16 protein-coding genes, 2 tRNA genes and 1 pseudogene are annotated in these 23,061 nt (G+C 70.9%); 16 read left to right on the top strand and 3 right to left on the bottom strand.

Annotated features, from left to right (window positions below; translation table 11 throughout):
• Nucleotides 1-128 precede the first annotated feature (128 nt).
• The 9 genes and pseudogenes from AV521_RS45220 to AV521_RS45185 all read left to right on the top strand — a co-directional run bounded on the left by AV521_RS45220 (nt 129) and on the right by AV521_RS45185 (nt 9,824).
• A tRNA-Val gene (locus AV521_RS45220) sits at nt 129-200 on the top strand.
• Nucleotides 201-1,573: 1,373 nt separating this feature from the next.
• Nucleotides 1,574-2,608: an alpha/beta hydrolase gene (locus tag AV521_RS45215; RefSeq protein WP_076097795.1), complete on the top strand. Its 1,035-nt coding sequence runs from the start codon at nt 1,574-1,576 to the stop codon at nt 2,606-2,608.
• Between the two features lie 631 nt (nt 2,609-3,239).
• On the top strand, nt 3,240-4,526 hold the full coding sequence (locus AV521_RS45210) for an ABC transporter substrate-binding protein (protein WP_076097794.1): 1,287 nt from the start codon (nt 3,240-3,242) through the stop codon (nt 4,524-4,526).
• A 163-nt stretch (nt 4,527-4,689) separates the two neighbouring features.
• A pseudogene (locus AV521_RS48445) lies at nt 4,690-4,824 on the top strand (ABC transporter permease); the annotation flags it as partial.
• Nucleotides 4,821-5,693, top strand: coding sequence for a carbohydrate ABC transporter permease (locus AV521_RS45205; protein WP_076097793.1), 873 nt, complete (start codon nt 4,821-4,823; stop codon nt 5,691-5,693). The pseudogene AV521_RS48445 and the gene AV521_RS45205, both read left to right, overlap by 4 nt.
• A 3-nt stretch (nt 5,694-5,696) precedes the next feature.
• Nucleotides 5,697-6,326 (top strand): hypothetical protein, encoded by a 630-nt coding sequence (locus tag AV521_RS45200; protein WP_076097792.1) that lies wholly within the window; start codon nt 5,697-5,699, stop codon nt 6,324-6,326.
• Between the two features lie 77 nt (nt 6,327-6,403).
• Nucleotides 6,404-9,142, top strand: coding sequence for a Tat pathway signal sequence domain protein (locus AV521_RS45195; protein ID WP_076097791.1), 2,739 nt, complete (start codon nt 6,404-6,406; stop codon nt 9,140-9,142).
• 124 nt (nt 9,143-9,266) lie between these two features.
• A complete protein-coding gene (locus AV521_RS45190; protein WP_076097790.1) occupies nt 9,267-9,713 on the top strand; it encodes an SRPBCC family protein in 447 nt (148 codons plus the stop codon).
• 39 nt (nt 9,714-9,752) lie between these two features.
• Nucleotides 9,753-9,824, top strand: a tRNA-Val gene (locus tag AV521_RS45185).
• A gap of 45 nt (nt 9,825-9,869) precedes the next feature.
• Here AV521_RS45185 and AV521_RS45180 read toward each other — a convergent pair.
• A complete protein-coding gene (locus tag AV521_RS45180; RefSeq protein ID WP_076097789.1) occupies nt 9,870-10,595 on the bottom strand; it encodes a 3'-5' exonuclease in 726 nt (241 codons plus the stop codon).
• A 168-nt stretch (nt 10,596-10,763) separates the two neighbouring features.
• Between AV521_RS45180 and AV521_RS45175 the strand changes: the two genes are divergently transcribed.
• The 4 genes from AV521_RS45175 (at nt 10,764) to AV521_RS45160 (ending at nt 15,475) form a co-directional block, all read left to right on the top strand.
• Entirely contained in the window at nt 10,764-11,330 is a 567-nt protein-coding gene (locus tag AV521_RS45175) for a DUF4365 domain-containing protein (RefSeq protein WP_076097788.1), read from the top strand.
• Nucleotides 11,327-12,559: a hypothetical protein gene (locus tag AV521_RS45170; protein ID WP_076097787.1), complete on the top strand. Its 1,233-nt coding sequence runs from the start codon at nt 11,327-11,329 to the stop codon at nt 12,557-12,559. Before AV521_RS45175 ends, AV521_RS45170 begins: the two co-directional genes overlap by 4 nt.
• 157 nt (nt 12,560-12,716) lie before the next feature.
• Complete coding sequence (thrS, locus tag AV521_RS45165) at nt 12,717-14,693, top strand: threonine--tRNA ligase (protein ID WP_076097786.1); 1,977 nt, start codon at nt 12,717-12,719, stop codon at nt 14,691-14,693.
• Between the two features lie 224 nt (nt 14,694-14,917).
• Nucleotides 14,918-15,475 (top strand): HIT domain-containing protein, encoded by a 558-nt coding sequence (locus AV521_RS45160; RefSeq protein WP_076097785.1) that lies wholly within the window; start codon nt 14,918-14,920, stop codon nt 15,473-15,475.
• Nucleotides 15,476-15,550: 75 nt separating this feature from the next.
• Here AV521_RS45160 and AV521_RS45155 read toward each other — a convergent pair whose 3' ends face one another.
• Nucleotides 15,551-17,197: a DUF412 family protein gene (locus AV521_RS45155; protein ID WP_076097784.1), complete on the bottom strand. Its 1,647-nt coding sequence runs from the start codon at nt 17,195-17,197 to the stop codon at nt 15,551-15,553.
• Between the two features lie 209 nt (nt 17,198-17,406).
• The gene (locus AV521_RS45150; RefSeq protein ID WP_076097783.1) at nt 17,407-19,608 is read right to left on the bottom strand and encodes an elongation factor G-like protein EF-G2; all 2,202 of its coding nucleotides are present in this window, start codon (nt 19,606-19,608) and stop codon (nt 17,407-17,409) included.
• A gap of 241 nt (nt 19,609-19,849) precedes the next feature.
• Here AV521_RS45150 and pgsA point away from each other — a divergent pair, with 241 nt between their 5' ends.
• Genes pgsA through AV521_RS45135 form a run of 3 tightly spaced genes read left to right on the top strand, consistent with a single transcriptional unit; the run spans nt 19,850 to nt 22,628 of the window.
• Nucleotides 19,850-20,563 (top strand): phosphatidylinositol phosphate synthase, encoded by a 714-nt coding sequence (pgsA, locus tag AV521_RS45145; RefSeq protein WP_076097796.1) that lies wholly within the window; start codon nt 19,850-19,852, stop codon nt 20,561-20,563.
• A complete protein-coding gene (locus tag AV521_RS45140; RefSeq protein WP_076097782.1) occupies nt 20,560-21,468 on the top strand; it encodes a phosphatidylinositol mannoside acyltransferase in 909 nt (302 codons plus the stop codon). The genes pgsA and AV521_RS45140 overlap by 4 nt, the downstream gene beginning before the upstream one ends.
• Complete coding sequence (locus tag AV521_RS45135; RefSeq protein ID WP_076097781.1) at nt 21,465-22,628, top strand: glycosyltransferase family 4 protein; 1,164 nt, start codon at nt 21,465-21,467, stop codon at nt 22,626-22,628. The genes AV521_RS45140 and AV521_RS45135 overlap by 4 nt, the downstream gene beginning before the upstream one ends.
• Nucleotides 22,629-23,061 lie beyond the last annotated feature (433 nt).

Here is a 23,061-nt window from a genome sequence, read left to right as displayed (position 1 = left end):
GGCCGTCCTCACCCTGGAGAGTCACCGCTGAAGAAGCTCAGTGATCCGGCTCCGTCGCTCGGCCGTCCGCTCCCCCGGCCTCTGGTCGGAAGCACCGCCTGACATGGGGTAATCTTCTTCCTGCGCCCGGGCGATTAGCTCAGTGGGAGAGCGCTTCGTTCACACCGAAGAGGTCACTGGTTCGAACCCAGTATCGCCCACCCGGACCGACGGCCCACCTGCGAAACAGCAGGTGGGCCGTCGGCATATCCACACCCGAGCCGGTTCCACGAGCCCAGCCGAGCCGACCTCGGCGAGCACCAGGGGACAGTGCGTCGGAGCGGGCGACGGGGCGGGGCGACGATGCGCCAGACGGGTGACTGTCGGGGGCCCTCGGACGGTGAGTGAGACGGGTGACTGCGTGCGGTTCTGCGTGGCGGTGAGCGGGACGGGTGACCGCTGTGGTTCCGCGTGGCGGTGAGCGGGACGGGTGACTGCGTGCGGTTCTGCGTGGCGGTGAGCGGGACGGGTGACCGCTGTGGTTCCGCGCGTTGGTGAGCGGGACGGGTGACCGCTGTGGTTCCGTGCGGCGGTGAGCAGGACGGGTGACCGCTGCGGCTCTGCATGACGGTGACCAGGAGGGGTGACGTCGCAGGTCCGCGTGACGGTGAGCGTGGCAGGGGAGCGGCAGGCCGGACCGCCGGCGAGGCCGGTGGTTCAGGCAGGGCGAAGTCCTGGTTGCCGAATCCGGCACCCCTGACACGGCAATCTGCGTGCCATGTCAGGGCGCTGCCCGCAGGAGCGCCCACGGCTTGCCAGCTCCTTCCGCGGGGCCGAAGAAACGACCCGCCTTTTGCCGAACCGGCAACATCCCTCGTGCCCGCTGGGCCGCTCATCGCACCATCGTCGGCACAGGCCCGAACCGCACCAGCACTCCACCCGGTAACCGCACCAACAGCCGGCCGACCAGGCACGAGCCTCTCGGCCCAGCAGTTTGCTGCCCGCCCCGCTCGCGCCCTTGGACCGACAGCCAGCCGCCCCCGGCATTGACCCCGCACCGACAGCCTGCCGCGCCCCCGGCATGACCCCGCACTGACAGCGTGCCGCGCCCCCGGCATGACCCCGCACTGACAGCCTGCCGCGCCCCCGTAGACGCCTCCTGGCCCGAGCTAGCCGCCCTCCGCAAGCCTCTCGGTCCGGCAGCCGGTGGCCCCCGTATCCGCCTCTTTGACCGAGATAGTCACCGACCTCACAAGCCCACCTGGTCCGGCCGCCCGCTGCCCCCCAAACGCCCCATGGACCGGGCAGTCAGTCGTAGCCGCACCCGCCTCTTGAACCGGCAGACAGCCGCACCCCGTTCCCGGAGCCGACGGCCACCCGCCCTACACGCACCCCAGGCCCAGCAGCCCGCCCCCTCCACTCGCGCCCCCAACGCCCCTCCCGGCCCCCCACCAGCCCACCCAGCCGCCGCTCCGGCTCGCCCACCTGCACCAGCTCACCCCCGGACACCAGCTCACCCCCGGACACCAGCCCACCCCCGGACACCAGCACATCCCCCGCAGGCCGCTTCCCACACCCAGTCCCAGGAGCCCTCATGCCCGAGAACCCCGCCTCACCCCCTGCTCACACCCCCGCCCCAACCCCCGCTCACGCCCCCACCCTCACCCCCGCCACCCACCACCTCTCGCCCTCCCCAGCCGGCCGAACGCACCTCGTGGAGCAGGGCCGCGGCCCCCTCGTGCTGCTGGTGCACGGGTTCCCGGAGTCCTGGTACTCCTGGCGGCACCAGTTGCCCGCCCTGGCCGCCGCCGGCTATCGCGCCGTGGCGGTGGACGTCCGGGGCTACGGCCGTTCCTCCAAGCCGGCGGCCGTGGACGCCTACCGGATGTTCGACCTGGTCGCGGACAACGTCGCCGTGGTGGAGGCGCTGGGGGAGCGGTCCGCGGTGGTCGTCGGGCACGACTGGGGCGCCACGATCGCCGCCACCTCCGCCCTCACCAGGCCCGACGTGTTCCGGGCAGTGGGCCTGCTGGGCGTGCCGTACAGCCCGCCCGGTGGCCCGCGGCCCAGCGAGGTCTTCGCGCGCATGGGCGGGGACGAGGAGTTCTACGTCTCGTACTTCCAGCAGGCCGGCCGGGCCGAGGCGGAGATCGAGCCCGATGTGCGCGGCTGGCTCGGGGGCTTCTACGCGGCCCTGTCCGCCGGCACCATGCCCGCGCCCGGCGCCCCCGACCCGCACTTCGTCGGCCGCGGCGGCACCCTGCGGGAACGCTTCCCCGTCGGCCCGCTCCCGGCCTGGCTGGGCGAGGGCGATCTCGACTTCCTGGCCGGGGAGTTCGAGCGGACCGGTGTGGCCGGGGCGCTCAACCGATACCGGAACATGGACCGGGACTGGGCGGACCTGGCGGACTACGCGGGCGCCCCGATCAGGCAGCCCTCGCTGTTCATCGGCGGCGGCCTGGACGCCTCGCTCGCCTGGCTGGCCGACGCGGTCACGGCGTACCCGGAGACCCTGCCCGGCCTCCACGGCTCGCACATCCTCGACGGCTGCGGCCACTTCGTCCAGCAGGAGCGTCCGGCGGAGACGAACCGGATCCTGATCGACTGGCTCGCCGCCCTGCCCAGCTGACCTGCCCGGCTGACCTGCCCGGCTGACCTGCCCGGCCGCCTTCCCTGGCTGGCCCTCCCGGGCCGACGCGGTCACGGCGTACCCGGAGACCCTGCCCGGCCTCCACGGCTCGCACATCCTCGACGGCTGCGGCCACTTCGTCCAGCAGGAGCGCCCGGCGGAGACGAACCGGATCCTGATCGACTGGCTCGCCGCCCTGCCCAGCTGACCTGCCCAGCTGACCTGCCCGGCTGACCTGCCCGGCCGCCCTCCCCGGCTGGCTCTCCCGGTCGACTCCCCTCGGCCCCTCCCTAACCGGTCCCTCCTGGCCGCCCTTTCCCGACCCACCTTCCCCGACCCACCTTCCCCGACCCGCCTTCCCCCGCCCCCCTCCCCGGCCGGTCCTTCCCACTCCTTCGTTCGGCCCGTCGGTCGCGTCCCGCTCACCTGGGAAGACAGTGCGAAGACGGCGGACACGCCGTCCCTGTGGCCCCCGTAGCCCGCAGGAAAGTCCTGTCCGAATCATTGACGCGCCCCGGCCGCCTCCGTAACTTGTGCCAGCAAGCGCTTACTTGAAACGATTCACGACGTCCACGACACGTTCGCGAGGCGTCCGTGAGGGCGGCGACGACGCTGCGGGGAGGGCCCGACCATGGGAACCAGCGGGAATCTTGAGAGGCGTACGATCCTGAAGGCGGCCGGGGCCTCGGCGGCCGCGCTCGGGCTCGCCGCGACGACCGGGTGCGGCGGCGAAAGCGGTTCCGGGGGCGCGGCGGTGACGATCCGTTACTCGTGGTGGGGTGCCGAGGAACGGGCCAAGAAGATCAACCAGACCATCGCGCTCTTCGAGAAGAAGTACCCGAAGATCAAGATAAAGACCGACTTCCAGACGTATCAATCGTTCTGGGAGAAGTTCCAGACCCAGGCCGCCGGCGGAAATCCCCCGGATGTTTTCCAAAATGCCGTCACGTTTCTTCGGAAGTACGACAAGCGCGGAATTCTCCTCGACCTCAAGTCGCAGGTTCAGGCAGGTAATCTGACTCTCGATCACTTCCGGGACGGAGTGGCCAAGGTCGGAGAGGTGGACGGAAAGCAGCTCGGAATTCCCGTCGGCTCCAACACCATGGCGCTCGTCATCGACAGGAAGGTGTTCCAGCGGGCCGGCGTCGCGCCGCACCCCGGATGGACCTGGGACGACTACTTCAAGGCCCTGAAGACCGTCCACGACCGGACGAAGGTCCCCGGGGACACCGGCTACTTCAGGATCATGTACCTGTACGACCTCTACCTCCGCCAGAACGGCAAGGCGTTCTTCACCAAGGACGGACTCGGCTTCGACCAGCCCGACCTGACGGAGTGGTGGACGGACGGCTACAACCGCGTCAAGGCGGGCATCGTCACCGACCCGAAGATCGTCGCCCAGGACGACCCCAAGTCCCCCCTCTCCGCCGGACACGGCGCCTCGGAGTTCACCTGGGACAACTTCACCGTCCGCTACTCCTCCGAAGGCAACAGCACCTACGGCCTCGCGCCGATCCCCACCACGGACGGCAAGCACACCGGCCAGTACCTCGCCTCCCTGATGCTCAGCGCCTCGTCCCGCACCTCCCACCCCAAGGAGGTCGCGCAGTTCATCGACTTCATGGCCCACGACCCCGAGGCCGGCAGGATCATGGGCTACGACCGGGGCATCCTTGCGAGCAGCGAGCAGTACGCGGCGTACCAGCCGTCGGACGCGGTGAACAAGGAGATCGCGCAGTACGAGGAGGACACCGCCAAGGCGGGCGTCCTCGGCACGATCACCCCGCACCCCTCCGGTGCCGACACCATCGAGGCCGCCTTCCTGCGCATCGGCGGCGACCTCGGCCAGGGCAGGACGAAGGTCGTGGACGCGGTGAAGCAGTTCTTCACCGAGTCCGAGGCCGCCTTCCAGGCCTGACGGGAGCTGCCGTGACGCTCGTCAAGGACTCCCTGCCCGGCGCCCGCAAGGCGCGTTCGGCCACCCCAGCCGGCGAGGGACGGCCCGGCCGCCGGCGCGAGAACCTCGCCGGCTATGTGTTCATGTCCCCGTGGATCGCGGGCTTCCTGCTGCTGACCGCGGGCAGGGCTTCAAGAACGCCCAGATGGGCTTCGCCTCCGCCATGGCCTGGATGCTGCTGCTCGCCGTGGCTCTGGTGACGGCCGTCCTCTTCTGGTCCCAGAAGAAGTGGGTGCACTACGAGGAGGACGCCCGATGAGTGCCACCACGACCAAGCAGCCCCTGCTGCACCGCCGACGCACGGGTTCCCTCGTCTGGCACCTCGGCGCCCTGCTGATCCTGGCGGTCATCCTCTACCCGGTGATCTGGGTGATCGGTGCCTCGTTCAAGCCCGGCAAGGACATCATCAACAGCCTCACGCTGTTCCCGTCCCACCCGATCCTGTCCAACTTCAAGGGCCTCGCCGACGGCATCGCGGATGTCCGGATCTGGACGTTCTTCCAGAACTCCGTCTTCTACGCCGCGGGCGCCGTCGTCGGCGTGCTCGTCTCCTGCTCGCTGACCGCGTACGCCTTCGCCCGCATCCGGTTCGCCGGGCGCAACGTGCTCTTCTCGCTGATGATCGGCACGCTGCTGCTGCCGTACCACGTGCTGCTGATCCCGCAGTACGTGATGTCCCAGAAGCTCGGCTGGGTCAACACCTACGCCCCGCTGCTGATCGGCAAGTACCTCGCCACCGAGGCGTTCTTCGTCTTCCTCATGGTGCAGTTCATGCGGAGCCTGCCGAGGGAACTGGACGAGGCCGCCCGGCTCGACGGCTGCGGGCACGTCCGCATCTACTGGTCGATCGTGCTGCCGCTGTGCCGGCCCGCGCTCATCACCAGTGCGATCTTCACCTTCATCAACGCCTGGAACGACTTCCTGGGCCCGCTGATCTACCTCAACGAGCCCGGCAAGTACACGGTCTCCCTCGGCCAGATGATGTTCCGCGACTCCGACGCCGTGGCCGCCAACTACGGCGGGATGATCGCCATGTCCCTGGTCGCGCTGCTGCCCGTGCTGCTGTTCTTCCTCGCCTTCCAGCGGTATCTGATCGACGGGATGGCGACCTCCGGACTGAAGGGCTGAGCCATGGCCGACGCACGGGTGAAGCCGCGCCGGGAGTCCGTGTCCGTCATGGGGGCCTCCCCGGCCCGAGCGGAGCCGAGGGATTGGGGAAGGTTCGCCGTCTTCGCCGAGTGCCTGCTCACCGGCGTATGGATCGCGGTGGCCTGCCTCGGAGTCCTCACCTGTCCGGCCGCCTTCGCCGCCGGTGCCCGGCATCTGCGCCGTCGTACCGGCCACCGAGCGGGCGGCTGGCGGGAGTTCGCCGTCGACTTCCGGGCCGCCCTGCGCGGAGGCTGGGTGGTCGGGGGCGCAGGCTGGATCCTCGTGGCCGTGGCCTGGGTGGACGTGCGGGCCGTACGCGCCGGGCTGCCCGGCGGGCCGCTCGTGGGGGCTGCAGGCCTGTTCGCGCTGATCGGGCTCGCCGTGGCCGGACTGCGCGCGGCGGCCGTCTGGACACCGCGGGAGCGCTGGCGGGTGCTGCTCGCCGAGGCCGGGCGCCGCACCGTACGCGACCCGGCCGGATCCTTCCTGCTGGTCGGCGGAGCAGTTCTGACCTGCTGTTCCGCCATGCTCATCGCCCCGCTGGCCGTTCCCGTCCTCGGGGCCGTCACGGCGGCGGCCGTCGCCGTGGAGGAGCGGTACCGGCGCCGCTGACCCGCATCAAGACCGGTGCCCCGGGCGCCGCGCGCTCTATGTCATGCCCCTGACCAGTCACGCTTGGAAGGAAGGCCATGTCTCCCATTCCCCGCAGGTCCCTGCTCAAGGCGGCCGCCGTCGCCGGAGCCGCCGCGCAGTTCAGCTGGGCCCTGGGGGCCAAGGACGCCGAGGCCGCGCCGAGAGCCGCGGACGGAGGCGCCGACCCCGTCACCCTGGACTGGCTGGAGGACGGCGGCCTCGCCGCCGCGCCCGGCTCCACGGCCGGTGTGCCCTGGCCCATGGGCGCCTACCAGGAGGGCCAGGTCCTCGCGCTCACGGACGAGGGCGGCAAGGACGTCCCCGTACAGACCTGGCCGCTCGCCCACTGGCCCGACGGCTCCCTCAAGTGGACTGCCCACGCGGTGAGTTCGGGCACCGGCAAGCTCGTGCTCACCGCGGGCACGCCCGCCGAGCCCGCGCGGAAGGTCACCGTCGACAGGAGCGGCGGCACCATCGACGTCTCCACCGGGGTCATCGCCGCGAAGATCGGCAAGAGCGGCACCACGCTGATCAAGTCCGTCACTCGCGGCTCGACCGAGATCGCCAAGGACGCAAAGCTCGTCCTCATCCGTCAGCCCGAGATCGAGGACGAGGACCAGGGCACCCTGAAGACCGAGAGGTTCGACGGCGCGATCGACGAGGTGACCGTCGAACAGGACGGCCCGGTCCGCGCGGTCGTCCGTATCGACGGCAAGCACCGCAAGGGCGACCGTGGCCGGCTGCCGTTCTCGATCCGCCTGTACTTCTACGCCGGCGCCGAGTCCTTCCGCATGGTGCACACCATCACCTACGACGGAAAGCAGGAGCCCGGCAGGGCGAGCGGTGACTTCGTCCGCGGGCTCGGTGTCCGCTTCACCGTGCCGATGCGCGACGCGCCGTACGACCGGCACATCCGCATCGGCGGCGAGGGCACCGGACTCCTGCGCGAGGCCGTCCAGGGCATCACCGGGCTGCGCCGCGACCCGGGTGCGGCCGTGCAGTCGGCGCAGTACGAGGGCCAGAAGCTGCCCGATCCCTCCACCTGGGACCAGCGCGTCACCACCCGCCTGCAGTACATCCCGCACTGGGGCGACTACACCCTCTCCCAGCTCTCCGCCGACGGCTTCACCGTCCGCAAGCGCACCAGGAAGGGGTACGGCTGGATCGGCGCCGGCGGCGGCAAGCGGGCCTCCGGCTTCGGGTACGTCGGCGGCGCGAGCGGCGGACTCTCCTTCGGCCTCCGCGACTTCTGGGAGAAGTTCCCCGCCCAGCTCGACATCCGCGACGCCCACACCGACGAGGCCACCGTCACCCTCTGGCTCTGGTCGCCCGAGGCCCAGCCGATGGACCTGCGCTTCTACCACGACGGCATGGGCCAGGACACCTACGCCAAGCAGCTCGAAGGCCTCAACATCACCTACGAGGACTACGAACCCGAGTTCGGCACCCCCTACGGCATCGCCCGGACCTCCGAACTCCTCTTCTGGGCCAACGGCTCCACCCCGGCGGCCGCCACCCTGGCCCAACAGATCGCCGCCGTACGGGTGTTGCCCCAGCTCGCCGCCCCACCCAAGCAGCTCATCCGGGCCAAGGTCTTCGGCCCCGGCCTGTACTCCGAGCCGGACCGCTCCACCGCCGCCAAGGCGAAGATCGAGGACCACCTCGACTTCCTCTTCACCTACTACAAGGACCAGGTGGAGCAACGCCGTTGGTACGGTTTCTGGGACTACGGAGACTTCATGCACACCTACGACACCGTGCGCCACCAGTGGCGGTACGACATCGGCGGCTACGCCTGGGACAACTCCGAGCTCTCGCCCGACCTGTGGCTCTGGTACGCGTACCTGCGCAGCGGCCGCTCCGACCTGTTCCGCTTCGCCGAGGCGCTCACCCGGCACACCGGCGAGGTCGACGTCTACCACCTCGGCACCTGGGCGGGCCTCGGCACCCGGCACGGCGTGCAGCACTTCGGCGACAGCGCCAAACAGCAGCGCATCGCCAACACCACGTACCGGCGCTTCTACTACTTCCTCACGGCCGACGAACGCGTCGGCGACCTGATGCACGCCAACGTCGACTCCGACGAGACCTTCCTCGTCCTCGACCCCCAGCGCAAGGTCCGCACCGCCCCCTACACCCCCGACCGGCACGCCCTGTCGATCGGCTTCGGCACGGACTGGAGCGGCCTGGTCTCGGCCTGGCTCGCGGAGTGGGAACGCAGGGGGCCCAAGTGGGAGAAGGCCAGGGCGCGTGTGCTGTCCACCATGGAGGGCATCGCCGCCCAGCCCAACGGCTTCGTCCAGGGCAGCGGGCTGTACGACCTCGACACGGGCAGGTTCGCCGTCGCCGGCCAACCGGTGGTGTCCGTCTCCCACCTCTCAGCCGTCTTCGGACTCAACGAGCTGTGCGCCGAGCTGATCCACCTGGTCGACATGCCCGCGTTCAAGTCGGCGTATCTGGACTACTGCCGCTACTTCAACGCCACCAAGGCCGAACAGAAGGCCCGCTACGGTTCCGACTTCGGCACCCTGCTGCTCTTCCAGGGCCACTCGCGCCTCGACGCCTACGCCGCCGTACAGACCGGTGACGCGACCCTCGCCCAGCGTGCCTGGACCAAGTTCTACGGCTCCGACGGCTACACCGAGTCCTCGCCCTGGCAGACCACGAGGCTGACCGGACCGGTCACCCTGGTCGAGGGCGCCGAGGCGAGCTGGGTGTCCAGCAACGACACCGCGCTCTACGGCCTCGCGGCGATCGAGAATCTGGCCCTGCTCGGCGACCGGATGCCCGGCTAGCGGGGCTGGGGGAGCGCCGTCGCACGGGCGGCGGCGCTCGCCTCCCGAGTGTGTCCCGCGCCACGCCGGGGCGCATGAGTACGCGTACTCAGATGTCCCGGGCCCGGCCGGGCAGACTCCCTCCATGGACTGGAACCACTACCGCTTCCTCAGCCTGTGGTCCCTGCCCGCCCCGCCCGCGGCCGTGTACGCCGTGCTGGAGCGGCCCGAGGACTATCCCCGCTGGTGGCCACAGGTGCGGGCGGTGACCAGGCTGGACTCCGGCACCGGTGTCCTCACCGTCCGGTCCGTGGTGCCGTACGCCATGACCTTCACCGCGCGTGAGACACGCCGCGACCCGGACGCCGGGATCCTGGAGATCGCCGTGTCCGGCGACATCGAGGGCTGGGCCCGCTGGACGGTGACGGCCGAGGGCTCCGGCACCCTCGCCCGCTACGACCAGGACGTGGAGGTCCGCAAGCCCCTGCTCAGGTGGCTCGCCGTACCGGGACGGCCCGTGTTCCGCCTCAACCACCGGATGATGATGGCCGCCGGACGCCGTGGACTGCTCCGCCACCTCGAAGCGGTTTGAAGGATCGCCGCCTCGACCTGTATTGTTCAGTGCGTTCCCGGGCGATTAGCTCAGTGGGAGAGCGCTTCGTTCACACCGAAGAGGTCACTGGTTCGAACCCAGTATCGCCCACCCGGAGAAGGCCGGTCCGCAGCAGCGGACCGGCTTTTCGCATGGTCAGGCCGCCGCCGGCAGCTCCGGCCGCAGCGGCCAGTCCGTGCTGACGATCTCCTCCGAGCCGCTGCGCGCGAACCAGGCCTGCAGCCCGCGGGCCTGCGCCGCGTGCCAGTTGGCCTGGAGCGTGTGCAACTCGGCGGGGGTCAGGCGCTCCAGCCGGGTCGCGAAACGGCGGCCCAGCGCCCGTACGACGTCCAGGGCGGCCATCGCGTCCGCCGCCGCGTCATGCGCGTCCTGCAGCGCCACACCGTAGTGCTCGCACAGGTCGGTCAGCGTGCGGCGGCCCTTGCGGTACCGGTCCAGGTGCTTGTCCAGGACCCGCGGGTCCAGCACCCTGAGCGCCACCGACTCGAACCAACGGTCCAGCGACGACGCCCGGTGCCGGCGCAACTCCCGGTCCAGCAGCGTCAGATCGAACGGCGCGTTCATCACCACCAGCGGGCGGCCCATCGCCGCGTGCTCCGCCAACTGCTCGGCTATCTCGTACACCACCGGCGCAGGCCAGCGGCCGTTGCGCTGCAGGTGCTCCTCCGTCAGTCCGTGCACCGCCGTCGCAGCCTCCGGCACCGGAACACCCGGATTCACCAGCCAGCGGCAGACCCGGGGCCGGGTGCCCGGGGCGTCCTGGACGACGACGGCGGCCGACACGATTCGGTCGGTCTCGACGTCCACGCCCGTCGTCTCCGTGTCGAAAGCGGCCAGTGGCCCCTCGTACCAGGTCGTCATCTGAATCCAACTCCTCGTTCACCCACAGCAGATGACGTTCCGTCTTCTGCCCGTTTGGTGATACCCGGGCCGTTTGCGCCGTACGCCGGGAGGAGACAACAGGAGTACGGGTCTTTGCAGTTCAGCGGCCCGCAGCGGGGACACTCATTGCTTGGAAGGCTGTTGGTCATGGCCATAGCGCAGCCCGAGCGGGGCGGGCTGCTGCCCGATCGCCCGGGTACCGTCCGCGGCACGCTCGCCACCACGGCGTGCATGGAGACACTGCAGGTCGGCTATCTGCACGCGGTCGCCGCCGCAGCGGGATGCTCGCTGTCCCAGCCCTTCCCGGACAACGGCATCGACTGGCACGTCAGCCACAGCGCGCCCGGACACACCGTCGACGACGAGGTCACCATCAAGGTGCAGCTGAAGGCCACGTACCAGGTCGCGCCCAATCCACCGGGGCGCACTTTCTCCTTCACCCTCGACAACGACCATCTGCGCAAGCTCGCCCGCACCCCGGTCTCGGTGCACAAGATCCTGGTCGTCATGCTCGTCCCGCGCTCGCAGGACGACTGGCTGCGCGCCAGCCACGACCGGCTCGACCTCAGGCACTGCTGCTACTGGGTCAACCTCGCCGGTCACGCCATCACCGGCCGGCACCGGACCACCGTGCGGATACCGACCTCGCGCATCTTCGACGACCGGGCGCTCTGCGAGATCATGACGCGGGTCGGGACGGGAGGCAGGCCATGAGGAGCCGTCCGTACGAGGAGCTGCCACGCCAGGTCCGTCCGCATCCCGACGATCTCGCCTGGCACCGGCCCCCCGACCCCGCCCAGGTCGACCCCACCGTGCTCGGCGCCCTGCTGCACCGGCACGGCTGGCAGCGGCGCGGCGGCGCCCCGGGACGCTACGGCCGCTGGACCCCGCCGGGACCGGGCGGCGGCGGGACCAGCCTGCTGGTGCCGGAGAGCCGGGCCTTCCCCGACAGTGACGACCTCCTCGGCGAGGCCCTCGACGCCCTCGCCCGCAGCGAGACACCTGCCGCCCGCGAGGTGCTGATCTCCCTCGCCGTACCGAGCGACGAGATCCGCTGGTGGCGCGACACCCCGAGCGGACCGGCCGGCGCCGCGCCCTGGACGGCGGACGAGCAACTGCGCGGCGCCGCCCGGCAGATGTTGCTGGCAGCCGCGCTCGCCACACGCGCGCGTGCCGGGTACTACGGCGCCCGGCACCGCCGCGCGGCCGCCGCCCTCCTGGAGGACGTCCTCGTCGGCCCCGCCGCCGAGGGCCGCCACCTCACCGCCTTCGCACCCGTACCCACCGGCCGCCCGCTCGCCGTCCGCCTCCACCAGGCCCTGTACGCCACCCGCGAGGCCATCGACTACCAGCGGGCCACCGGCGGTATGGACGCCTTCGACGGCGCGGTCGAGGCCGGCGTCAGCCGCGAACTTGCCGAGGCACTGGCCACGCTGGTGAGGGGCACCGAGGGCGCCCGGATCGCCGTCGCCTGGGCACCCGGCGAAGGCGTCCCCGAGGGCTGCGCCCCCTCCGCCGAACCCGTCGAGTTCTCACCCGGCGACCTGCCCGTGCTGCGCGAGGCCGCCGCCCGCTATCTGCGCGAGGAACCCTCCGTGCCGGTCCGTATCACCGGCGCCGTCGTCCGGATGCGCCGCTCCGGGCCCGGCGGAGAGGGCACCGTACGCCTGCGGGTCCTCGCCGGTGCCGAGGTGTCGCACGTCCGCGTCACCCTGGACGAGGAGGACTACCGCATCGCCGGCCATGCCCATCTCGTCGGACTTCCGGTGCGTGTGCACGGCCGGCTGGAGCGCCGGGGCGGCTTCCGCCGGCTCACCGGCGCCTCCGGGGTCGTACCCGTGCAGGTCGACGAGGCCGAACGGGACCGGCTGATGAAGGCCCTCCAGGAGAACCTGGACTTCTTCGAGGAGGCGTGCGGGGAGTCGTACCGGGACGAGGACTGAGGGCGCCCGGGGCGAGGACCGGGGGACGGGACAGCGGGCGTACCGGTCCGGGGACTGTCGGTGACCGTTTCGCGGTCGGTGCCGTCGGGTCGGTACGATCGCCTGTGCGCGCGCTCCTGGTACGGCGCCGCACCCCACCTGCAGTCAGGAGAGACCGGTGTCAGACGTCCGTGTGATCATCCAGCGCGATTCCGAGCGGGAAGAACGCGTGGTGACGACGGGCACTACGGCCGCCGATCTCTTCGCCGGCGAGCGCTCGATCATCGCCGCGCGCGTGGGCGGCGAACTCAAGGACCTCACCTACGCGCTCCAGGACGGCGAGACCGTCGAGGGCGTCGAGATCTCCTCCGAGGACGGCCTGGGCATCCTGCGCCACTCCACCGCGCACGTCATGGCCCAGGCCGTGCAGGAGATCTTCCCCGAGGCCAAGCTGGGCATCGGCCCGCCCGTCAAGGACGGTTTCTACTACGACTTCGACGTCGAGAAGCCGTTCACGCCCGAGGATCTCAAGGCCATCGAGAAGAAGATGCAGGAGATCCAGAAGCGCGGCCAGCGCTTCTCGCGCCGTGTCGTCACCGACGAGGCGGCCCGCGAGGAGCTGGCGGACGAGCCGTACAAGCTGGAGCTGATCGGCATCAAGGGCTCCGCGTCCAGCGACGACGGCGCGGACGTCGAGGTCGGCGCCGGCGAGCTGACGATCTACGACAACCTGGACGCCAAGACCGGCGAGCTGTGCTGGAAGGACCTCTGCCGCGGTCCGCACCTGCCCTCGACCCGGCTCATCCCGGCGTTCAAGCTGATGCGCAACGCGGCCGCCTACTGGCGCGGCAGCGAGAAGAACCCGATGCTCCAGCGCATCTACGGCACCGCCTGGCCGTCCAAGGACGAGCTGAAGGCATACCTGGACTTCCTCGCCGAGGCCGAGAAGCGCGACCACCGCAAGCTCGGCACCGAGCTGGACCTCTTCTCCATCCCGGAGCAGATCGGTTCCGGCCTCGCCGTCTTCCACCCCAGGGGCGGCATCGTCCGCCGCGTCATGGAGGACTACTCGCGCCGCCGCCACGAGGAAGAGGGCTACGAGTTCGTCTACACCCCGCACGCGACGAAGGGGAAGCTCTTCGAGACGTCCGGGCACCTGGACTGGTACGCCGAGGGCATGTACCCGCCCATGCAGCTCGACGAGGGCGTGGACTACTACCTCAAGCCCATGAACTGCCCGATGCACAACCTGATCTTCGACGCGCGCGGCCGCTCCTACCGTGAACTGCCGCTGCGCCTCTTCGAGTTCGGGACCGTGTACCGGTACGAGAAGTCGGGCGTCGTGCACGGCCTGACCCGCGCCCGTGGCTTCACGCAGGACGACGCGCACATCTACTGCACCCGTGAGCAGATGTCCGAGGAACTGGACAAGACGCTCACCTTCGTCCTCGGCCTGCTGCGGGACTACGGCCTGACCGACTTCTATCTGGAGCTGTCCACCAAGGACCCGGAGAAGTTCGTCGGCTCCGACGAGGTCTGGGAGGAGGCGACCGAGACGCTGCGCCAGGTCGCCGAGAAGCAGGGCCTGCCGCTCGTCCCCGACCCGGGCGGCGCCGCCTTCTACGGCCCGAAGATCTCCGTCCAGGCCAAGGACGCGATCGGCCGAACCTGGCAGATGTCGACCATCCAGCTCGACTTCAACCTGCCGGAGCGCTTCAACCTGGAGTACACGGGCCCGGACGGTTCCAAGCAGCGCCCGGTCATGATCCACCGTGCTCTCTTCGGCTCGATCGAGCGCTTCTTCGCGGTGCTCCTGGAGCACTACGCGGGCGCCTTCCCGGCGTGGCTGGCCCCGGTCCAGGCCCTCGGCATCCCGATCGGCGACGCCCACGTCGAGTACCTGGAGAAGTTCGCGGCGGCGGCCCGCAAGAAGGGCCTGCGCGTCGAGGTGGACTCCTCCTCGGACCGTATGCAGAAGAAGATCCGCAACGCCCAGAAGCAGAAGGTGCCCTTCATGGTCATCGCGGGCGACGAGGACATGTCCAACAACTCGGTGTCCTTCCGCTACCGCGACGGCTCCCAGGAGAACGGCATTCCGTTCGACGAGGCCATCGCGAAGATCGCGCAGGTCGTGGCGGAGCGGGTCCAGGTCTGAACCGCTTGGGCCACCTGAGCACGAGGGCCCCGGAGATCACTTCTCCGGGGCCCTCCCTCGTCTCCCGCGTCTCTCCCGCTGGCGAGAAGCGCCGGATCAGCAGCGACGAGAGGTCGGTCCGGCTCTCCCGGCGCCGCGTACAGCTGTCGTCGCCCGTCGCCCGGGCCTGGCCGGTGCCGGACTTCCGGCCGCCCCGGCGACACGCCGGGAACCGGCGAAGCCATATGCTGCGTAGCATGACGACTGAGCCGGAGCAGCAGATCGGAGTGGGGACGCAGGACGCGTTCCAGCGCCTGTGGACGCCCCACCGGATGGCCTACATCCAGGGCGAGAACAAGCCGACCGGTCCGGGGGCCGACGACGGCTGCCCCTTCTGCTCGATCCCGGCCAAGTCCGACGAGGACGGACTGGTCGTCCGGCGCGGTGACCATGTGTACGCCGTCCTCAACCTCTACCCCTACAACGGCGGCCATCTGATGACCGTGCCCTACCGGCACGTCGCGGACTACACCGAGCTGACCGGGCCGGAGACCGCCGAGCTGGCGGAGTTGACCAAGCAGGCGATGACGGCCCTGCGCACCGCGTCCGGCGCGCACGGCTTCAACATCGGCATGAACCAGGGCACGGTCGCGGGCGCCGGTATCGCCGCCCATCTGCACCAGCACATCGTCCCGCGCTGGGGCGGCGACACGAACTTCATGCCGGTGGTGGGCCACACGAGGGTGCTGCCGCAGCTGCTGGCGGACACGAGGAAGATGCTGGCGGAGGCCTGGCCGGCATAAAGGGCTTGTCTGGGGGTGCGGCCCCCAGAGGCCGCACCCCCACCACGCACTCGCACCGGCCGAACCGCCGGAGGCCTACGCGTCGTACAGGTCGGCCTTCCTCGGCGTCGGATCCTGGACCAGCCCACTGAGGATGCCCGAACGCGTCCCGAACTTCTCCGTGTCCACGCCGTTCTCGGCCAGCACCCTGATCGCCGCCGAGTGGACCACGCGCAGCACCGGCGTGGCAGCGCGCAGCGCGTCGTCGGCCATGAAGCGGTGCCGCCACGGCTGGTCGGCCCAGGCGTGCCGCAGACCGAACGGCTCGGGCAGGGCGAGCGAGCCGCCGAGCCAGTTGAGCAGCGGCGGATACCAGGTCAGCGGGGCACGCGTGGCGAGACGCACCACCTCGTCGGTGTCGACGAGCGGCAGCTTGACCGTGCGGGTCTCCCAGGGCTTGAGGGACTTGGAGACCTCCTTGGCCGGCGCCTCCGGCTTGGAGGTGAACAGGGAGTTCACCGGTCCCAGCGCATGCCCCGTCACCTCGATCCGCAGCGTCTCGTGCAGCACCGTCACCGTGATCAGCATGGTGAGGATCAGCTGCCCGTCCCACAGCGTCCACTGCACGCCCAGATAGTGCCGGTCGCCACTGCCGAACTGCTGCTTGTTGCAGATGTCCTGTATCGCGTGCGGCTTGACCTGGAAGGCCTCGACGTCGGTGCCCTCGGGCCGGGACACCGCGCCCGCTCCCTCGCCGATCGGCGTGACGATCCAGTGCTTGACGGACGGCTTGGGGAAGCCGCCGGTGTTCAGCGGGCCACGCTCCAGCCGGGCGAGCTGGTCATGGATCACGCGGACGACGTCCCAGCTGCGGAAGGGGTGGATCTCCCGGGTCGGGTCGGCGGGCACCAGGTCCTCGGCGAGCTGCCAGGAGCCCCAGCGGGTGCCCATGCCGAGTATGCCCTTGGGGCCGGCGTAGAAGACCGAGTTCGACTGCTGCTCGGCGCTGAGCCGGGCCAGTGACTGGCGCAGCTCCTCGGCCGCGGTCTCGTTCGGACCGCGCGGCACCGCCTCGGGGACCTTGGCGCCGACGCTGGTGCCCGACAGCAGGCCGTCCCAGCGGGCCCGCAGATCCTTGGCCGTGCGCTCGCAGATCTGCTTCGCCCAGAACCAGCCGAGCACCGGCAGGGCGACGGCCGCCCGGGCGTACCACGCCCAGAAGCCGTTGAACGGCATCTTGATCAGGAACAGCACCGCGACCACGCCCACGGCGAGGAGCAGGGCGGTGGCGAGCGCCCCGGCCCGCTTGTCCTCGCGCCGGGCGATGAACGTGCGCAGCTGGAAGACGAGCAGCCAGGCGATCAGCCCCGGCAGGAAGAGCACCCCGCACAGGAGCGTCACGGCCGTCAGACGGTTGTCGCGCTCCCGGCGGATGTTGTTGGCCGCGAGACAGTGCTCGACGACGACCTGCGGCTCCGAACCGAAGGACTGGATGAGCGGCTTGCGGCCGGGAGCGAGCATCCGCGCGACCACGGCCCGCGAGAACGCCTCACCCAGATTGGGCCGCAGCAGCGCGATCCGGCCGGCCTTGACCGTCGACTGATGCCATTCGTTGTCGGCCTTCTTGATCTCCTCGATCGAGCTGTCCCGGTACGCCGCAGAGGCCAGCGCGGAGGTCGCCGCCTGACCCTCGCCGCCCGAGACGGGCACCTGGGGCCCGTCCCACTCCGTTCCCAACGACATTCCGCCCCCTCGGCCGCCGGCGTCGTCTGCGGCCTTCCCGACTTCCACGCTCCGCACACCTGTTGAACAGGCCGTCGCGTCGATTACCCGTCAGCACCGGACGACTGCGGCACCACGCGATCAGGTGATCAGCGTATCCGCCGCCACCGACAACCCGCGGGCGGACGGCCGAAGCCGCCCGCCCGCACACCCGGCCGAGGGCCGGTGAACTATCCGTTCTCGCCCGCCTGTTCGCGGATCCGCTCGGCGATCAGCGGCGGCATCGGCTCGTGCCGGGCGTAGACGCGGTCGAAACGGGCCGTGCCGTGGGACAGCGAGCGCAGATCGACCGCGTACCGGCCGATCTCGAACTCGGGCACCTCGGCCCGGATCAGGGTCCGCCCCGAACCCACCTGCTCGGTGCCGAGCACCCGGCCGCGCCTTCCGGACAGGTCGCTCATCACCGCGCCCACATAGTCGTCGCCGACCAGCACGGACACCTCGGCCACCGGCTCCAGCAGATGGATCCTGGCGTCCGCCGCAGCCTCGCGCAGCGCGAGCGCGCCCGCGGTCTGGAAGGCGGCGTCGGAGGAGTCCACCGAGTGCGCCTTGCCGTCCAGCAGCGTGATCCGCACGTCCACCAGCGCATAGCCCGCCGCGACCCCCTTGGCGGCCTGGGCCCGTACGCCCTTCTCCACGGACGGGATGAACTGCCGCGGTACGGCACCGCCGACCACCTTGTCCACGAACTCGATGCCCGAGCCGCCCGGCAGCGGCTCCACCTCGATCTCGCAGATGGCGTACTGGCCGTGCCCGCCGGACTGCTTCACATGCCGCCCGCGCCCGGTGGCCTTGTTCGCGAACGTCTCCCGGAGGGAGACCTTGTGCGGGACGACGTCGACCTGGACGCCGTAGCGGCTGCGCAGCCGTTCCAGGGCGACGTCCGCGTGGGCCTCGCCCAGACACCACAGGACCACCTGGTGGGTGTCCTGGTTCTGCTCCAGACGCATCGTCGGGTCCTCGGCCACCAGCCGGGACAGGCCTTGCGAGAGTTTGTCCTCGTCGGCCTTGCTGTGGGCGTGGATGGCGAGCGGCAGCAGCGGGTCGGGCATCCGCCAGGGCTCCATCAGCAGCGGGTCGTCCTTCGCGGACAGCGTGTCCCCGGTCTCGGCGCGGCCGAGCTTGGCCACGCACACCAGATCGCCGGCGACGGCGTGCGTCACCGGGCGCTGCTGCTTGCCGAAGGGCATGGACAGGGCGCCGATCTTCTCGTCGACGTCGTGGTCCTCGTGTCCGCGGTCGGCCAGTCCGTGCCCCGAGACGTGCACCGTCTGGTCGGGACGCACGGTGCCGGAGAAGACGCGGACCAGCGAGACCCGCCCGACGTAGGGGTCGGAGGAGGTCTTGACGACCTCGGCGACCAGCGGCCCGCCGGTGTCGCACGGCTTCAGCTGCCGCGGCTTGCCGTCGATGGTGGTGACGTCCGGCAGCGGGTGCTCGAACGGGGTCGGGAAACCGCCGGTGACCAGTTCCAGCAGCTCGACCGTGCCCAGCCCCTGTTTGGCGCCCTCGGCCGCGGGGGCGGCGGCCAGGACGGGGAAGAAGGAGCCCCGGGCGACCGCCCGCTCCAGATCCTCGATCAGTGTCTTGACGTCGACCTGCTCGCCGCCGAGATAGCGGTCCATCAGGGTCTCATCCTCGCTCTCGGCGATGATCCCCTCGATCAGCCGGTTGCGGGCCTCCTCCATGTCCGGCAGCTGGTCCGCGCCGGGCTCGGACTCCTTGCGCTCCCCGGTCGAGTAGTCGAACAGCTTCTGCGACAGCAGCCCGACCAGACCGGTCACGGGCGCGTGCCCGTCGGGGCCCTCGGGGCCGCGCAGCGGCAGGTACAGCGGCAGCACGGCGTCAGGGTCGTCACCGCCGAAGGCCTCCGCGCAGACCCGGGTCATCTCCTCGAAGTCCGCGCGCGCGGCCTCCAGGTGCGTGATCACGATCGCGCGCGGCATGCCGACGGCCGCGCACTCCTCCCAGACCATCTGGGTCGAGCCGTCCACACCGTCCGAGGCCGAGACGACGAAGAGGGCCGCGTCCGCGGCGCGCAGACCGGCCCTCAGCTCCCCGACGAAGTCGGCGTACCCGGGGGTGTCGAGGAGGTTGATCTTGATGCCGTCCCATTCGACCGGCACCAGGGACAGCTGTACGGAGCGCTGCTGCCGGTGCTCGATCTCGTCGTAGTCCGAGACGGTGCCGCCGTCCTCCACGCGGCCCGCCCGGTTCACCGCCCCCGCACTCAGCGCGAGGGCCTCCACCAAGGTCGTCTTGCCCGAACCGGAGTGGCCGACCAGCACCACGTTCCGTACGGACGCGGGCTGGTCGGCCTCGAGAGCCCTGCCGGCGGCCCCGGGGTGGTGTGTCTGTGCCTTGTCGCCCATGATCCTGCCTCCCGTGCACGGTGAGGTCACTGTGGGCGCGGACACGCGGGACCCGCGTGGTGTGGCGGCTCCGGCGACGCCCGCGGTTATTCGAGCTTTCCACTCCCGTCACGCTGCGTCCATACGAAGGACAGCCAAGGACGCCGGGCGCGCCTCGCGCGCCGGGCGCACGGTGGTGCGCACCGGTTCGCGCCACGGGCTGTGGGTGCCCGCCCGTCAGCCACGCGCGCGCGTGGCTACGATGGGCCAGCCGGAGGCCACCAGGGGCCGCGGCGACACGACCTTCGGGAAGGCCATGCTGAACAAGTACGCGCGTGCATTCTTCACGCGTGTCCTCACACCGTTCGCCGCGTTTCTCATCCGGCGGGGGGTGAGCCCCGACACGGTCACGCTCATCGGCACGGCCGGTGTGGTCGCGGGCGCGCTGGTCTTCTACCCCCGGGGCGAGTTCTTCTGGGGCACGGTCGTGATCACGCTGTTCGTCTTCTCCGACCTGGTCGACGGCAACATGGCCCGCCAGCTCGGCCGCTCCAGCCGCTGGGGCGCCTTCCTGGACTCCACCCTCGACCGGGTCGCCGACGGCGCGGTCTTCGGCGGCTTCGCGCTCTGGTACGCGGGCAACGGCAACGACAACGTCCTGTGCGCCGTCTCGATCTTCTGTCTGGCCAGCGGCCAGGTGGTGTCGTACACCAAGGCGCGCGGTGAGTCGATCGGGCTGCCGGTCGCCGTCAACGGGCTCGTCGAACGGGCCGAGCGGCTGGTGATCTCGCTGGTCGCGGCCGGTCTCGCCGGCCTGCACAAGTTCGGTGTGCCGGGTATCCAGTGGCTGCTGCCGATCGCCCTGTGGATCGTCGCGGCGGGCAGCCTCGTCACGCTGATCCAGCGCGTCGTCACGGTCCGCCGCGAGTCCGCCGAGGCGGAGGCGGCCCAGCAGAACGCCGAGGCGGCGAAGTGAGCGCCGTCGAACGGCTCAGCGACGCGCTGTACGGCCTCGGCTGGAGCACCGTCAAGAAGCTCCCCGAACCCGTCGCGGTCCGTCTCGGCCGCACCATCGCCGACGCCGCCTGGAAACAGCGCGGCAAGGGTGTGCAGCGCCTGGAGTCGAACTACGCGCGCGTGGTGCCGGACGCGACGCCCGAGCACCTCGCCGAGCTGTCCCGCGCGGGCATGCGCTCGTACCTGCGCTACTGGATGGAGTCCTTCCGGCTCCCGGCCTGGAGCCGTGAGCGGGTGAAGACCGGCTTCGACCCGAAGGACATCCACTACCTCACGGACGGCCTCGCCTCCGGCCAGGGCCTGATCCTCGCCCTGCCGCACATGGCCAACTACGACCTGGCCGGCGCCTGGGTCACCACCAAGCTGGAGACGCCCTTCACGACCGTCGCCGAGCGCCTGAAGCCCGAGACGCTCTACGACCGCTTCGTCGCCTACCGCGAGGGCCTCGGCATGGAGGTCCTGCCGCACAGCGGCGGCTCCGCCTTCGGCACCCTGGCCCGGCGGCTGCGCGACGGCGGCCTCGTCTGCCTGGTCGCCGACCGTGACCTGTCCGCCTCCGGCGTCGAGGTCGACTTCTTCGGCGAGAAGACCCGGATCCCCGCGGGCCCGGCCCTGCTCGCCCAGCAGACCGGCGCGCTGCTGCTGCCGGTCACGCTCTGGTACGACGACTCGCCCGTCATGAAGGGCCAGGTGCATCCCCCGATCGAGGTACCGGAGTCAGGTACGCGGGCCGAGAAGACGTCTGTCATGGCACAGGCGCTGGCCGACGCCTTCGCCACCGGGATCGCCGACCACCCGGAGGACTGGCACATGCTCCAGCGGCTGTGGCTCGCCGACCTCGACCCCGCGAAGGGACCCTCGTGAGAATCGGGATCGTCTGCCCGTACTCGTGGGACGTGCCGGGTGGTGTCCAGTTCCACATCCGCGACCTCGCCGAGTACTTCCTGCGCCTCGGCCACGAGGTCTCCGTGCTCGCCCCGGCCGACGACGACACCCCGCTGCCGCCGTACGTCGTCTCGGCCGGACGCGCGGTCCCGGTGCCGTACAACGGCTCGGTGGCCCGGCTGAACTTCGGTTTCCTGTCGGCCGCGCGGGTGCGGCGCTGGCTGCACGAGGGCGCCTTCGACGTGGTCCACATCCACGAGCCGACCTCGCCCTCGCTGGGCCTGCTGACCTGCTGGGCGGCCTCCGGCCCGATCGTGGCCACCTTCCACACCTCCAACCCGCGCTCGCGCGCGATGATCGCCGCGTACTCCATCCTCCAGGCCGCCCTGGAGAAGATCAGCGCGCGGATCGCGGTCAGCGAATACGCCCGCCGGACGCTGGTGGAGCACCTCGGCGGGGACGCGGTGGTCATCCCCAACGGCGTCGACGTGGACTTCTTCGCCAAGGCCGAGGCCAAGTCGGAGTGGCAGGGTGACACGATCGGTTTCATAGGCCGGATCGACGAGCCCCGTAAGGGCCTGCCGGTCCTGATGAAGGCGCTGCCGGGCATCCTGGCCGCCCGCCCGCAGACCCGGCTGCTGGTCGCCGGCCGCGGCGACGAGGAGGCCGCCGTCGAGGACCTGCCGAAGGAGCTGCGCTCGCGCGTGGAGTTCCTCGGCATGATCAGCGACGAGGACAAGGCGCGCCTGCTCCGCAGCGTCGACCTGTACGTCGCGCCCAACACCGGCGGCGAGAGTTTCGGCATCATCCTGGTGGAGGCCATGTCGGCGGGCGCCCCCGTGCTCGCCTCCGACCTGGACGCCTTCGTCCAGGTCCTCGACCAGGGCGAGGCCGGCGAGGTCTTCGCCAACGAGGACGCGAACGCGCTCGCCGAGGCGGCCGTACGACTGCTGGCGGACCCGACGCGCCGCGCCGAGCTGCGCGAACGCGGCAGCACTCATGTGCGGCGGTTCGACTGGTCGACGGTCGGCGCGGACATCCTGTCCGTCTACGAGACGGTCACGGCCGGCGCGGCGGCGGTCGCGACGGACGAGCGAACGACGGGCTTGCGGGCACGCTTCGGGCTGGCACGGGACTGACGCGCCGCGGAATCGACGGGCCTCGCGTGACCGATGGGGCACGCGGGGCTGAAGGCTCTCGCGGGGCTGCCGGGGTTCGGGCTTGGCCGACCGGGTTGGCGGGTGTCGGGCGCGGCTGACGGGGCGGCGGGTTTCGAGTGCGGCCGACGGGGTTGGCGGGTTCCGGGCCCGGCTGACGGGGCTGGCGGGTTTCGGGTGCGGCTGACGGGGGGGGGGGGTGGGCTTTGAGCGCGGCCGACGGGGCTGGCGGGCTTTGAGTCTGGCCGACGGGGCTGGTGGGTTTCGGGTTCGGCTGTCCGGGTTGGCGGGTGTCGGGTGCGGCTGGCGGGGTGGCCGGGTTTCGGGCTCGACTGACGGGATTGGCGGGTTTCGGGCTTGGCCGACGGGGTTGGCGGGCTTTGAGTCTGGCCGACGGGGCTGGTGGGTTTCGGGT

This window comes from Streptomyces sp. IMTB 2501 (assembly GCF_001953885.1).
Taxonomy (GTDB): Bacteria; Actinomycetota; Actinomycetes; order Streptomycetales; family Streptomycetaceae; genus Streptomyces.
The sequence above is the reverse complement of the archived record's forward strand: the minus strand, read 5'-3'. Positions and strand labels throughout refer to the sequence as shown.